The sequence below is a fragment of the Gammaproteobacteria bacterium genome (assembly GCA_029862005.1).
GTDB lineage: Bacteria > Pseudomonadota > Gammaproteobacteria.
Window position 1 is genome coordinate 119,060 of record JAOTYD010000002.1, and the last position, 14,442, is coordinate 133,501.

The following is a 14,442-nucleotide window of genomic DNA, read 5'->3' on the forward strand; positions in this document are numbered from 1 at the left end:
AACTCTATGTTATATTGCGAGTCTATCCTGGATCAATCTCTTGACTAAAAACAAATGCGTGACACCTGGCCCTTATTGAAAACGACCGATTTTCCGATCGTAACCCGGGACAGGCTCGAAATTCTTCAGGTTAATCTCGGTTACCTCTGTAACCAGTCCTGTTTGCATTGCCACGTCGCTGCTGGACCCACGCGCAAGGAATTGATGGAGCGGGAAAATATTCGGCATATCCTCGAGGTTTTGTCTAAACCATCGGTGAACACGCTTGATCTTACCGGCGGCGCACCTGAAATGAATCCCATGTTCAGGGAACTGGTCGTCGCGGCGCGCGAACTCGACATTACGGTTATCGATCGCTGCAATCTAACGATTTTACTGGAACCCGGGTTCGAGGATACCGCAGAGTTTCTTGCCGAGAACGAGGTTCAGATTGTTGCATCTCTGCCGTGTTACATCGAGGACAATGTCGATGGCCAACGCGGAAAGGGGGTCTACCAGAAAAGTATGCGGGCATTGAAACGACTCAACCAGCTAGGATACGGGCAGGACGGGAGTAACCTTACTCTGACCCTGGTTTATAATCCGACCGGACCTTATCTGCCGCCACCGCAGGAAACGCTCGAGCAGGATTACAAAAAATTTCTCGCCGAACAATACCAGATCCAGTTTAACCAGCTTTTTACCATTACCAATATGCCCATTGCTCGTTTCGGCAGCACCCTGATTTCGAAGGGCGAGTTTGAGGGCTACATGAATCTCCTCAAGGATTCATTCAGTGTCGCAAACATGAAAGGCTTAATGTGTATTAATCAACTGAGTATCGACTGGCAGGGTTTTGCTTACGACTGTGATTTCAACCAGATGCTGAACCTCAACATTCGCCACCCTGACAATCAACAGAAGCTCCATATCAGCGATGTCCTGAAGACCAGCCTTGAAAGCATACCCGTCAGCATAGCCGATCATTGTTACGGCTGTACCGCGGGCCAGGGAAGCAGTTGTGGCGGGGCCCTTGCCTGATCATCCACAGTTCAGCATCATAATCCCGGTTCTGAACGAAGCCGCTTATCTCGATCAAAGCCTCGCCAGGCTATTCATGCTCGACGGAGTGGCAAACGGCTGCGAAGTAATTATCTGCGACGGCGGCAGCGAGGATGAAAGCCTGGAAATCGCGGGCCGATATGCCTGTCACATCGTTCACAGCAGTGCAGGTCGAGCCGTGCAGATGAACACTGCCAGCAGGTCGGCGCGCGGACAATTCCTGTTATTCCTGCATGCCGACAGCACTTTGCCGGCAAACTTTTTCGAGTTATTCGACACGCGTTCCGAGTGGGGATTTTTTCGCCTGCACCTGAGTGGACATTCTGTCGTTTACCGGGTTATCGAATGGGCCATAAATCTGCGCACCCGCTTAAGCAGGGTTGCCGGTGGAGACCAGTGCCTTTATTTTAACCGGCATTTCTTCCAGTCACTGGGCGGCTATCCGGAGATACCATTGATGGAGGATATCGCGATCTGTAAAAAGGCACGTCGCAACACCAAACCTGTCATCATCGACGCGGCAGTTACGAGTTCAGCCCGGCGCTGGCAGGATAACGGAGTTGCTAACACCGTGTTCCTGATGTGGTCGTTGCGTCTCGCTTTCTGGCTGGGTGTCGATCCGGACCGATTGTACAAAATATACTACCCGCAACGCGGATCATGAGACGATGATTGCGCTAGGTATCTTTGCCAAACCACCCACTCCAGGTTTTGTAAAAACCCGTTTGATACCCGATATTGGTGCCTCCAAAGCTGCCAGTGTTTACCGTTATTGCCTTGAATATACGCTCGAGGTAGCGCGACAATCCGGCCTGGATTATCGGCTCTACGTCAGTGAAATCAGCGACGATGCGCTATTACAGGACGAAGAGTACACCTTGCAAAAAGGTCATGATCTCGGCATCCGCATGTTCAATGCAATGCAAGACTTGCTTGCGACAGGAACTGACGGCGCGATCATAATCGGATCGGACTGCCTGGATATCACGGCCAGACATCTTCACCAGGCGGCACAGGCCCTGGCCGACCACGAACTGGTACTGTTGCCGACGTTCGACGGCGGCTACGCCCTGATCGGTTGTACAAGCATTAATCCGGCGTTATTTCGAAATGTTCACTGGAGCTCTGACCGTGTACTCAAGCAAACTGTTGCCAATGCCAGAAGCATGGATTACCGCGTCCGTCTATTTGATCCAGTGCGGGATATTGATACGCTGCAGGATCTTGAAAAATACCCCGAGCTGTTCGCATTGATCGCTTCAAGTTGATGCTTTACTCGTTGGTAAAACCAATATTATTCGCCCTGGAACCGGAACTGGCACATGATATAAGTCTTAAAATGTTGCAACAGTTTCATCGCCTGCTACCGGCGACCCGGATCGAGAAGCCGACCCGGGTAATGGGGCTCGATTTCGCCAACCCGGTTGGCCTTGCGGCCGGCCTGGATAAAAACGCAGACTACCTGGATGGTCTTGGTAAACTGGGCTTTGGTTTTATCGAAGTCGGCAGCGTTACACCCAGGGCACAACCGGGCAATCCGAAGCCCCGGGTCTTCCGGTTGTCACGCCACCAGAGCCTGATCAACCGCATGGGTTTTAATAACTGCGGCGTCGATCACTTGCTGGCGCAGGTTGGTGACAGGCCTCGGGATTTCATACTGGGTATCAATATCGGCAAGAATCTGGACACCCCGGTCGAAGAAGCGTTGTCGGATTACTGCCTGGGTTACGAAAAGGTCTACGTCAAGGCCGACTACATCGCGATAAATATCTCCTCTCCCAACACGCCCGGATTACGCGATCTGCAAAACGAGGCAGCGCTTCAGGCATTGCTGACCGGTATCACAGATTTACGCACCCGGCTCGAAGACAGACATCAGTTCCGTCGACCGCTGGTGTTCAAACTTTCCCCTGACCTGGATCACGGGGCAATCCCGGTAATTTCCGATCTGTTACGTCGGTATAACGTGGACGGCTTGATTGCAACCAACACCACAGTATCGCGCGATGGCGTGCAGGGGCACCGGCTATCTGACCAATCCGGTGGCTTGAGTGGTACCGCATTACGCGATAAATCGCGCCAACTACTAAGGGCATTTTACGGGGAACTGGGTGACGATATTCCGATTATATCCGTGGGCGGTATCGACTCGGTGGAAGAAGCCCGGCTACGATTCGAACTTGGTGCTAAACTTGTCCAGTTATATACCGGTTTAATTTATCGCGGCCCGGGACTGGTCAAAACAATCGCCCGATCGCTGTAAGCCAGGCCCTCAAGTACGGAGAAAGGCTAAGACGATGGATTCGATGGTTTCGTTAAAAGATGCCAGAGACTATTTGCTGAATCTGCCCGACCAACTCGATGATTATCTCGACGATGACTACCGCAGGGGGTTGAATAATCTGCTCGATAGATTCGTCGAGTTTTTCAATATTGTTGCCAGTATAAACCTGCGCGCCAGCGAAGACAGAATAATCGAGGCATCTGAAGCGACCGAAGTCAGTGATTATGGATTTGTATTGCTGCTCAAGTTGATCGATTTGATGGAGCGCCTGGACCTGCCCCACAAGCGTAAGGAAGTTGAACAGATTTCGCTGGTCGTCGCCCGTTGGACAATCAGTTACGATGGCACCATAAATCATCTCGAGCCAGTCGTGAACGCGATCGCGCAGCTCGCCAATCTGATGCAGGAAAAGCAGGCATTACTGGCGCTGTCCGATCTAATTGCAGACATCGTCGATCATTGCTCACAGGATCTTAAAATGGACCGCGGCGACGGCGAAGAACTGAGACCCTGGCGCCTGCTGCATATTAATCGGGGGATCGTGGCGACTCGAACCCATGACCTGGGGGTTATGAAAAAGGCCTTCGACGAGTTTTTGATTTACCTGCCGCAGGAAGCTACAGGCTTTTTTGCGGAAGGGATGAAAGAGATGGATGCACTGGATTACCCGCCACACGTACGCAAGGTCATGGAGTCCTACTTCAATCAAACGCCTTCGGTACGGATCCACTAGCCATCACGGCACGGTTTCACCGTGATGCAGATTCCAGACTGACCAGATAGCCGCCGTACTTTCGGATATTGATCACGCCATTGTCAAGAATCAGGTACTGACCCTTGATTGCCTCGAGTTTACCTTCAATCTGCGCCTGTTTGTCAAGATTGAAACTATTGACTTTGACCGGGTATTTGAGCGCCGGGTAATCGAGATTTGTCATTTCATCGGGCTTCGCTAACTCCTCGGCATCTGCGATCAAATCGGAACCAAGCTCTGCTTTCACCAGCGGCCAAATCGTCTCGAATATCTGGTACAGGTCAATTTCGTCGACCAGGTTCTTGAGCATATTTCGCCAGTTGGTCCGGTCACTGACATGTTGTTTGAATGCATGTTCGATTAACCCGGCATGGTATCGCTTCGATACCCGCAGGATCGGCAGTGCCTGGATAGCACCCTGATCGATCCATCTTGTCGGTATCTGGTTTTCGCGGGTTATGCCGATCTTCACCCCGGAAGTATTGGCAAGATAAATAATGTGCGGCCGCATACAGTGTGACTGGGCCCAGTCCGGTTCCCGACAGGTGCCCAGGTGAAAATGACATTTCTCGGGTGACATGATGCAGAGATCACACTGTGCAAGACTGCTAAAACAGGGGTAGCAGTAACCCTGACTAAAGCTCTTGCGGGTCATGCGGCCACAATGCATGCATTGAATTTGCTGCAGGTACTCAATTCTGATTGGCTGACCCAGCCATTCGTTCAAGGTCAGCCGTTGGCCACCCAGCTCAAGATGATAACTGACCGGGCTTGTCGCCTCGGTTTGCATTTTGTGCAGGTTACCCTGGTATTTCAACGGTAGCTTTCCAGGTGAAAAACTGATTCACGCAATGCGCTTAGTCCAACCTTGCGCCAACGGGGACGCTCATCGACAATCTCGTTGGATTCGAGCAGATTCACTGAAAACGCGGTACTATAGTAACGATACACTTCATCCGTCGGCACCGAAAACGGTGGTCCCAGCATTTCCGACTGATCGTATTCAAGTGTAATCAGTAGCATGCTGCTTATCCGGGGTATAATGGATATCATGTGCGTATAGTAGCGCGGGCGGTCGGCAAGCTCCATTGCAATCAACGCGGCACGGTCATAAATGAAGTGACAGGAACTCAAATCATCATTCCGTAAATCAAAAAAATCGCCCTGTAACAACCTGATCTTGCCCGATGTATATATCACGAACCGTTCCGAAACAACGCGTTCGTAGTCAAGCGAGTTCTCCTCGAAGAATGCCTCTACCGCGAGTTGCGATAATTCGATTCCGATCACCTCGTAGCCCTGTTGCGCAAGCCAGTTGATATCCAGCGCCTTGCCGCATAGCGGCATGAAAACAGTCGCCCCCTTCGGCAGCGCTAACTGTGGCAAATAGTTTTTCAGGTATTGATTGACAGCGGTCTCGTGAAAACCGATACGGTTTTCCTTCCAGCGATCTAACCAGTGCTGATTATCGACCATGAAAAATAACCTGTGAGCCCGGTTAAGGCTTGTTGACTAGAGTCGGACTTTTACGCAGTTTCGACCGTTCTTCTTGGCCACGAACAATGCCATGTCGGCCCGCTTCACCATTGAAGCATAATCACCGGTGTCATCCGTAATTGCGGCAATGCCGATGCTCAGGGTCGCATGCTTCTCTCCGTAAGCGGTTTTGTAGTGCGCGTTAGCGACAAACTCGCGCATCGTTTCGGCGAACTTTTCAGCCTTGTTCATATCGACCCCGGGCAATAATATACTAAGACCATTCTGTCCGTAGCGCCCGAGGATATCTTTCTCTTTATCAACCCTGGAAAATATGTACTTGACGATCGCGGCAAATACCTTGTAGGCAACCTGGTCGCCATCGTCTTCACGCAGCTTGGACAATCCATCGACTTCAATAATCAGGATCGAGAGGGGATCACCCTCAACCGCGGCGGTGCGATAGCGATCGACCGCAATTTTGTCCGCATTCTCGCGACTCATCAGCGTGATGGTCTTCTTGGCTGACACTTCCTTCTGCCTGAACTCTTCTACAACCTCCCTGGGTACCAGAGTCTGGTCAGACTCGTAATAGCTATGGTCGGTCATCTCCATATCCTTGCTCTCGGAGTACGAAACCTTTGCCGCGGTTTTGGAATCCTTGTCTGCTTGCGTCGATTTGATTTCGGGTTCGGGCTGCCTCGGTTTCTTCTCGGGTTCGGGCTGCCTCGGTTTGTTCTCGGGTTCCGACTGCCTCGGACTTTTAGCCGGTTCAGGCGCTGCCCTTTGTACTGGCTTCTCTGCGTTACGCGTCGACCGCTTGAAAATCAGCATCGCCTGCGCAGCAATACTGACGCTGGCAATCTTATCCAGCTCATCAAAAGGTTCAGATTCACGCCGCAGGCTGATAACACCTAGCAAGCGGGAATCATTGAAGACCGGTACATCGAGGCGATACGAAGTAAAGCGTTTCTTTTCCATTCCCATGAAACCTTTTTCGGTTTCATACTCTGCGCTGGTCGTCGCCTGGCGGGTCTGCGTTAACTTGCCGAGTAAATCCGGCGACCAGAGCGTCTTATCTTCGTTCTCAAACAGTTCGCCTTCAATTTTGTCAGCAACCGGCTTCGGCCCCTGCCCTTCGAGTGAAGTCAGAATATAGGAATCAAACTCGATCACCGGTTCAAGATGTTTCTTCAGCAGCGCGATCAGTTCCTTGAAATCGAGTATCCCGCTCAAAGCCATGTCCAGATCGATTAGCGTGAATGCCCACAACTCCTGGCGATTTACCATACTAGTGGTGAGATCGGTTTGCAGGAACAGCATACGGCGATCTCGTTCGGTCAGGTAACCAATACAGGTAGCAAGGAATACCGCCGTTGCCAACAGCAGCGATACCAGGGAAATCCAGAATCCGGAAACATCCGTGGCAAACATCGCCCCGATAAACAGGAGCACGAGCAGTACATTCAACGACAGCGTGAACACCAGGCGCACCGATTTCAGGCTGCCCAGCCAGAGCGTGAGTAACACGAACTCCAGTGCGTGGTAGGCACTATACTTCTGCACAAATATCGCAGCGATAACGATTACCATCGCCAACACCCCGTTACCCGTCAGACGTATCTTGGGATAATAAAGCTCGGCCGAAAAGCGGCTTAATAATAAATTGGCAAGTGCCAGAATCGCCGCCAGCAGGTATCCATACATCGGCAACTGGACTTCATGACCGAAGGCACGAAATTCGAGATAGGCGAAAGACAGGCATATTAGAAACAGAGCGCCGAATGCGAAAACGCTCGAGCTTCGACCTCGCGTTTCCTGCGAATCCCGATAACGGGCTTCGGTTTCCGTGTTCTCGAACCGAATCCCGAATGATTTTTTGTACCTGTCGATCAGGTCTTGCGACACGCTGTGTTACCTTCTAAATTGAGCGGCAATAGTTTCAGGCCCAGATATCTAGTATTTCCCAAGCTGGAATCTGTGGTCATCGTCTTCATTAGTACGGAATATGTATAGACCATTTTTGATTCCCCGGTTTGCAGTACAATCTCTCGTCCTGCGGACCAGGCTGACCTGCATACAGAGAAATTCCCTGAAAACACGAGACAGCGTACTTGAGTATAGTGTATTTATATTATTTTCAAAGGCTTATGTGATTTTGTTCATATTCAACTTAAGCAAATTCCGCACGCCGTAATTTTTCTGGTACGCAGGCACTGGCACTGGCTATACTGGTGGCCGATACGCTTTCGGAACCCGCAGAAATACAATGATCCAGTTACTGTTACAACAACAATATCTGTTGTTCGTTTTGATTGCGGTTGCATTGATATTCTCGTTGACGTTTCACGAGTTTGGACACGGCAAAGTGGCTTCGCTTATCGGTGACGATACCGCCAAACGGGCCGGACGACTGACTTTAAATCCCATTCCTCATATCGATCCGCTTGGATTGTTAATGGTACTGGCGATTGGTATCGGATACGCCAAACCGGTGCCCACGGACCCCCGCAAGTTTCGTACCCGCTGGGGAACCTTGCTGGTTGCCGCTGCCGGACCCGGCATGAACCTGTTGCTGGCAATTATTACGATTAATTTGTATGCGCTCGGCATAAAAGCGGGGTGGGGACTGTTTCAGACCGAGGTCGCTTATTTCTTCTTTACCTACCTGGCGTTGATAAACATGTTACTCATGTTGTTTAATTTGTTGCCCATAGGACCACTGGATGGCAGTTACATCCTGCCTTATGCATTGCCACGGGAAATGGCGCTTAAATACCTTCAGGTCAATCAACGTTATGGTACCTATGCCCTGTTGGGCCTCATTGCACTCAATTTTCTGGGCGTACCGGTATTTCAAACTATCTGGAAGATTGGCGAGTTCATGCTGGGCATCATCCTGCTGGTTTAGTGACCTAGTAAAAAGCCCTGGGCTTGATTAACTCGACTTCAGCGCCATGCTTGATTACATGATCATCTCTGCGCAGTGACAACAGGTTCGCACCTGATTCAAGATCAAAAACACGTTTCACCAGTATCGAATGTGATTCGTTAACCCTTTGCAGACGGCCAACCACACAGAGAAAAGGTCGCTGGTCTACCAACCGATAAAAGCGGGAATAAACCTGGGGTGTAAAAGCGAGGTTGAAAAATCCGGTTTCATCCTCGAGCGTGACGAATACCATCCCCTTTGCTGATCCCGGAGATTGTTTCACCAGCACCAGGCCGAATGCGAAAACATCTTTATCCGCCGGTAACTCGATCAGGCGATTGGCAACTGTAAATTTTTCTACCGCGACTCGATAGGGCCATTGCTCCTTTTTAAGGACCGCTACGGGATGTTCCTTGAGGCTGGTTTTAAACGCCCTGAAGTCTTTTTGAATCGATTCCAGTTTTGTTTCCGGTTTCCAGTCGATATTATCGTCGACATCGTCAAGCATGGGCAGGTAGGGTGCTGCTTCCGATTTCCACAGGGCCTGTGAGCGCGAATCACCAGTATCAAAAAACAAATCGGATGCAGCTAAAGCCGTTACCTGGTCCCGTGATATACCACAGTCATGGACAAAGTCTTCGAAACTTTTCCAGGCTTGCGAATCATTTCGTTGCTGAACTATCCTGGCAGCCGTCGACTTCGCAAGACCATTAACGAGGCGAAATCCGAGACGAATCGCGTATGGCTGATGTGACGCAGTTTTTTCGAGCAGATGATCCCATTGTGAATGGTTCATTGAGATCGGTAACAGCCGGACGCCTTCACGTTGTGCCGATTGCAACAAGGCATGCGGTGAATAAAAACCCATCGGTTGCGAGTTTAAAACAGAAATATAAAACGCGGCCGGGAAGTGACATTTCAGGTAGCAGGAAGCATAGGCAATCAATGAAAATGAAACCGCGTGAGACTCCGGAAATCCATACTCGGCAAAACCTTTCATCTGGCCGAGAATTTGTTCGGCAAACTCTGGCTTGATCTGATTGTCGCGCATTCCCTGTTCGAGCTTGACCAGTAGAGGATTTAAATCCCGGTTAAAGTCCTTTATCCCCCAGGATCCTATTTTCTTGCGCAGCTCATTGGCTTCACCGGGCGTGAAATTACCAACCGCTATCGCAATACGCATTGCCTGCTCCTGGAAAATGGCAATCCCGAGTGTGCGTTGCAGGATCGGGTGCAGGCGTTCATCCGGGTAAGTTATCGGCTCCAGGCCATTTCGCCGCGCCAGATAAGGATGGATAACATTACCCTGGATCGGGCCAGGCCGGATAATGGCAACCTCGATCACCAGGTCATAGAAACACGCCGGCTTCAGGCGCGGTAGCATCGACATTTGTGCACGTGATTCAATCTGGAATACACCGACGGTATCGGCTTTCTGGATCATGGCGTAGGTAGGTTGGTCATCATCTGGTATCGAATCCAGGCTTAAATACTTGCCATAATAGTTTTCGATATAGTCGAAACACTTTCGAATTGCCGACAGCATGCCAAGACTGAGGACATCGATTTTAAAAAAACCGAGTGCCTCGATATCTTCTTTACTCCATTGAATAACGCTTCGCCCCACCATGGTTGCCGGTTCCTGTGGCAACAGGCAGTTTAATGGTTTATCGGCCAGCATAAAGCCACCCGAATGAATACCGAGATGACGAGGAAATCCGCATAACTTTTCGGTGAGCTGCATCCACAGTTCCCAGCTGATTTTCGTGGCCAGAGGATTTTCTTGTTCATGATCATTTTTAAGTGCCATGACAATGTTTTCGGTACCGGTGCCGCGAAAATAGCGACTCGAGGCAATCTTTGACATTTGCTGGAGTAATCCATCATCAACCCCGAGTGCCTTGCCGACTGCGCGCAATGATCCCTTGCCTCTGAAGGTGATGACATTCGCGACCATTGCTGCACGATCACGGCCATAACGCTGGTAAATATACTGGATCACCTCTTCACGACGCTCGTGCTCGAAATCGACATCGATATCAGGTGGATCACCCCGTTCCATGCTGACAAAACGCTCGAACAGTAAATCAAATTGGTCCGGATTGACCGAGGTAATTCCAAGTACGAAACAGACGCTGGAGTTGGCGGCAGACCCCCGCCCCTGGCACAGGATATGTTGACGCCTTGCCCAACTGACAATGTCCCAGACCGTGAGAAAATAATCGGCGAAGTTGAGTTTCTCGATTAAAACCAGTTCGTGCTCGATTTGTTGCAGAATCTTGTCGGGCGGCTTGTGCTCGAATTTCTCCTGCAAACCCTCGTCAACCAGAAATCGCAAGTAGGACAGGGCATCATGCCCGGCGGGAATCATTTCCCCAGGATAGTGATAACCGAGCTGGTCGAGATCAAACTGGCAGCACCGGTTCAATGACCGTGACAGACCCAGGGCCTTGCGATAACCGGGAACAACTGCAAACAGGCGCTGTAATTCATTAACACGATGCAGACAACGTTCGGCATTCGGGAAAAAATGTTCACGGCATTGATCAAGTACCCGGTTGGTACGAATCGCCTGAAGTAAATCGCTAACGCATTTTTGTTGCCGGTTATGGAAAAACACATCCTGGGTCAGGATGTAATCGAGCTTATGACGCCTTGCGCATGCAAGCGTTGTATTTATCCAGCGGTCCTCAGCCGGGTGCAGGTGGCGACTAATGGCCAGGAAGTATCGTCCTTCGAAGCATTGCTTGAGCTCAACGTGGTGACCGGGGCTGTTTTGTGTGCGTACTCTGCCCCGCATCGGCTGAATCGCAAATATTCCATCGACATCGCTGCCTAGCAGGTACTCGAGTGGGATGTTGGCATAATCCTTCCCCTCCCGGTGCGCGTAGCTCAGTAGACGATTAAGATTGGTATACCCCTGATGATTCTGGGCAACCAGTACCAGCGTATCCTGTAATAACACCGGTAAATCGTGATCTGCCTGTAAATGTATTTCAGCACCATAGTTAAGCTTTAAACCCTGGTGTAATTGGTTATTCCTGAGATAGTCAAGTTCGCGATAGCATCTTGCAAGCCCGTAAGCACCATCAAAATCATTGATGCATAGTGACTGGTACCCCAGCGCATTGGCAGTCTCGATTAAATCCCGTGGATGCGATGCCCCGTGTAGAAAACTGAAATTGGTTTTACACAGCCATTCGTTAAAATTGTTGAACATCCGCGGATTTCCATAACTAGTGGTCGACCACTAGTAAAATTCGCCCTGCTTGTACCACTCACCCCGCTGCGTCCGGTATGCCCAGCTGGAGCGACCGTTATGATCTTTTAAAATGTAATAATCACGGATTGTCTGTAACGCGTCTTCACCTAACCACCATTGGTTCGAGTTACGCTCAAGAAAAATTTTTTCTGCCGCAGTTGGATTTTCGATGGTCTCGGCATGTTGATAAAAAAACAGGGGTTTGTTAAGAGCGCTTGACGACCATGGAGAATGATCAGCTTCATTGACCGAATGGGTACCGACGGGGATACGTGTGAAGGACTGTTCTGGAAAAAAGCTGGCATCAGACTGGTAGCATTCGAATGCAAAAGGCAGCTTGTTCTGCAATGCCATGATTCGCTGGTAATCGATTTGATCGAATTCTCGCGCAAATAATTCCCAAAGCTGTGGTGCCAGTATAATGCGTTCGCAAACCTCAAGCTGCCAGCAAATAAACGGCATATTCTCCGGTAGATCAAGATCGTCGTCACGAGCCAGCATATTACGCACTAAATCATCATAAATGTATCGTGCCTGGTAAAGCGCGGTATCAAATCCAGGCATGTCGCGATGTAAGGAATAGGGATGCCTGAATGAAAGTTCGACCGTGACTTGCTGGTAGTTGAACAGCGTAATTTTCCAGTGCATGCGATTGATATGCTCGCAATCGTTGCGAACTGAATGTTCGCACAAGCGGGATAAATCTTCCCGCAACAATACTTCAATATAGGACCACTGGTTAACCGGGTACTCGAGATCCCGCTTGACCCAGGGTAATTGTTCATGCTCGAGCTTAATCCAGGGAAACCATTCCAGATCACTCGAATCACTGAAACTCCAGTGCCATATCAGCCCCAACCACTTGCCAAAGCGACGCTTTATCGAATTAGCATCTGCGGCGATCATGTCATGTGGCGTTGCAATTCCGATACGTTGAATAAATCGCTGCATGCGGGCCTGGTATGAATGAAATGATTCTGCACGAAAGTTCCTGGCATTCATCGAGATCAAATGATCAGCAAGCGCCTGCTGTGGCGCAAACCAGCAATCCCAGTCCAGTGTTTTATAAATATTACGGTTGAGACGGCTCTCCAGCAGAAAAAGCCCCCTGCCCTCGTGTTTCAGCTGATAGTGAAGATATAACAGGCATTGCCAGGGATGATTGCCGAACACTGCAACATATTCTTCGCCGTAATGGTGCTCCAACAATGGCGTGAAAAGATCGGTCAGTTTACAACGCAGTTTTTTTTTCTGACCGAGCCAGAACTGTTTACAGTCGCTAAGCCTGCTTAAATAGAGCTTGTCGCTCCAACGCATTGCGGTGGGTGACAATACGAAAGGACTGCCCGGTACCGGGCTGTAGATCGCGGCAAAGAACGGGAATTCGTCATCCCTGCTCAGTTCTGCCAGATCAATGACCTTAGTTGTAACGTTCATGATCCTCGGCCACGCTACGATAGGGCAGTGAAATTTTTCCGCTATGCGGCCCCTTGATGAACTGAAGTGAAAACGAGTGCCGGGAACTTTGCCAGGTATTGAGACGCAAACTTGCGTGCGGATTACCCCGTTTAGCCATCAGAAAATAGTGGCGGATCAAAAACACGATCTGGCCCTGCTGACGTGCCTGCTGGCTGACAAAAGCGATATCGCCCCGCGTAAGTTTGCGCGGTGCGTCGATAATGATACGTTTAAAAGTATCCTCGAGAAATAGCGGGCGTAATTCCTTGACTGGATTATCTGAACATATAAAAAAAAGCCGCTGCAGGTCTACCCCGTGACTTATCCAGCTGGATGCAAATACCCCGAGCCCATGGTGGTGATAAATCCACACACTCAAGGGTATCTGCTGCTTCAGCAACTGCAGCGGAATCAGGCGGCCATTTAATCCGGGCGGGATTCCCCATTCAACCAGATCACCAGGCTTCACCTGTGCAAAACATTCGTCGAGGACATCGATACCCGATTGTAGTACCTGTGACTGATCGGCAAGATTATCCTTCAGCAAGCGGGCCGTTTGCAGCTGCTGCTGTAGTGACGCGTCCTTATATTGTGAAGGGAGTGAAGCCATGGAGTTAGCTGCAGTCAAACCTTGCGAATGATGCCAACCAGCTTGCCGAGAATCTCGAGTTGCCAGGCAGGTACCACGCGAATCGAGTGATCAGGGTTTGAAGGCACTAACTGGGCACTGTCACCATCCAGCTGGATACGTTTCAGCGTGATTTCACCGTCGATGCGCAACGCCAGGATTTCACCCTTGTTGGCCTCCTGTTGCCGTTTTATCATTGCGATATCACCATCGGCGATAGCATCACCCGCCATACTGTCACCGATGACGCGAATGCCGATAACATCGCCTCCGCCAAAAAATTCGTGGTTCACCGAGAACGATTCACGGGTTTCATCGAACACGGGCATTGGTGCACCAGCCGGTATCCTTGCAACCAGGTCGAAGTCTTGAGAACCTGTATTCATTTCATCCGGCAACAGGTAATCCGAAACGCGTTGCGAGCGCTGTCGAATAAATCCCTTTTTTTCAAGTGCCTTGAGGTGAAAACGCGCCGTGGTGTGTTGAAAGCCAAAATGACCGGCAATATCACGTAATGAAGGAAACGGTTGCCCCTGCCTCACCGCCTGGCGGGTATAGTCGTAAACGGCCTGCTGGATGTCGGTCAACGATTCCATTTGATCAATAT

At 50.2% G+C, this 14,442-nt stretch carries 13 protein-coding genes; 6 read left to right on the top strand and 7 right to left on the bottom strand.

What is annotated here, in order from left to right; all coding sequences use genetic code 11:
- Positions 1-54 precede the first annotated feature (54 nt).
- Genes arsS through OES20_02225 form a run of 5 tightly spaced genes read left to right on the top strand, consistent with a single transcriptional unit; the run spans position 55 to position 4,058 of the window.
- Positions 55-1,020 carry an arsenosugar biosynthesis radical SAM protein ArsS gene (arsS, locus tag OES20_02205; protein ID MDH3633494.1) on the top strand — a complete coding sequence of 322 codons (966 nt, stop codon included), beginning with the start codon at positions 55-57 and terminating at the stop codon, positions 1,018-1,020.
- The gene (locus OES20_02210; GenBank protein MDH3633495.1) at positions 1,013-1,705 is read left to right on the top strand and encodes a TIGR04283 family arsenosugar biosynthesis glycosyltransferase; all 693 of its coding nucleotides are present in this window, start codon (positions 1,013-1,015) and stop codon (positions 1,703-1,705) included. The genes arsS and OES20_02210 overlap by 8 nt, the downstream gene beginning before the upstream one ends.
- A gap of 4 nt (positions 1,706-1,709) precedes the next feature.
- The gene (locus OES20_02215; GenBank protein MDH3633496.1) at positions 1,710-2,309 is read left to right on the top strand and encodes a TIGR04282 family arsenosugar biosynthesis glycosyltransferase; all 600 of its coding nucleotides are present in this window, start codon (positions 1,710-1,712) and stop codon (positions 2,307-2,309) included.
- Positions 2,309-3,304 carry a dihydroorotate dehydrogenase (quinone) gene (gene pyrD / locus OES20_02220; protein MDH3633497.1) on the top strand — a complete coding sequence of 332 codons (996 nt, stop codon included), beginning with the start codon at positions 2,309-2,311 and terminating at the stop codon, positions 3,302-3,304. The genes OES20_02215 and pyrD overlap by 1 nt, the downstream gene beginning before the upstream one ends.
- 43 nt (positions 3,305-3,347) lie before the next feature.
- Complete coding sequence (locus OES20_02225; GenBank protein ID MDH3633498.1) at positions 3,348-4,058, top strand: hypothetical protein; 711 nt, start codon at positions 3,348-3,350, stop codon at positions 4,056-4,058.
- Between the two features lie 16 nt (positions 4,059-4,074).
- Here OES20_02225 and OES20_02230 read toward each other — a convergent pair whose 3' ends face one another.
- From OES20_02230 to OES20_02240, 3 genes are read right to left on the bottom strand one after another with little or no spacing between them, the layout of a single operon-like run.
- Positions 4,075-4,869 carry a DUF2797 domain-containing protein gene (locus OES20_02230; GenBank protein ID MDH3633499.1) on the bottom strand — a complete coding sequence of 265 codons (795 nt, stop codon included), beginning with the start codon at positions 4,867-4,869 and terminating at the stop codon, positions 4,075-4,077.
- Positions 4,870-4,892: 23 nt separating this feature from the next.
- A complete protein-coding gene (locus tag OES20_02235; protein MDH3633500.1) occupies positions 4,893-5,555 on the bottom strand; it encodes a thiopurine S-methyltransferase in 663 nt (220 codons plus the stop codon).
- A 36-nt stretch (positions 5,556-5,591) separates the two neighbouring features.
- A complete protein-coding gene (locus tag OES20_02240) occupies positions 5,592-7,463 on the bottom strand; it encodes a diguanylate cyclase (GenBank protein ID MDH3633501.1) in 1,872 nt (623 codons plus the stop codon).
- A 361-nt stretch (positions 7,464-7,824) separates the two neighbouring features.
- Here OES20_02240 and OES20_02245 point away from each other — a divergent pair, with 361 nt between their 5' ends.
- Positions 7,825-8,466, top strand: coding sequence for a site-2 protease family protein (locus tag OES20_02245; GenBank protein ID MDH3633502.1), 642 nt, complete (start codon positions 7,825-7,827; stop codon positions 8,464-8,466).
- Between the two features lie 4 nt (positions 8,467-8,470).
- Here OES20_02245 and OES20_02250 read toward each other — a convergent pair whose 3' ends face one another.
- Genes OES20_02250 through lexA form a run of 4 tightly spaced genes read right to left on the bottom strand, consistent with a single transcriptional unit; the run spans position 8,471 to position 14,431 of the window.
- Entirely contained in the window at positions 8,471-11,707 is a 3,237-nt protein-coding gene (locus tag OES20_02250) for an error-prone DNA polymerase (GenBank protein ID MDH3633503.1), read from the bottom strand.
- A gap of 30 nt (positions 11,708-11,737) precedes the next feature.
- Positions 11,738-13,186 carry a hypothetical protein gene (locus OES20_02255; GenBank protein MDH3633504.1) on the bottom strand — a complete coding sequence of 483 codons (1,449 nt, stop codon included), beginning with the start codon at positions 13,184-13,186 and terminating at the stop codon, positions 11,738-11,740.
- Positions 13,170-13,817 carry a hypothetical protein gene (locus OES20_02260; protein MDH3633505.1) on the bottom strand — a complete coding sequence of 216 codons (648 nt, stop codon included), beginning with the start codon at positions 13,815-13,817 and terminating at the stop codon, positions 13,170-13,172. The genes OES20_02255 and OES20_02260 overlap by 17 nt, the downstream gene beginning before the upstream one ends.
- A gap of 14 nt (positions 13,818-13,831) precedes the next feature.
- Complete coding sequence (gene lexA / locus OES20_02265) at positions 13,832-14,431, bottom strand: transcriptional repressor LexA (GenBank protein MDH3633506.1); 600 nt, start codon at positions 14,429-14,431, stop codon at positions 13,832-13,834.
- Between the last annotated feature and the right edge of the window lie 11 nt (positions 14,432-14,442).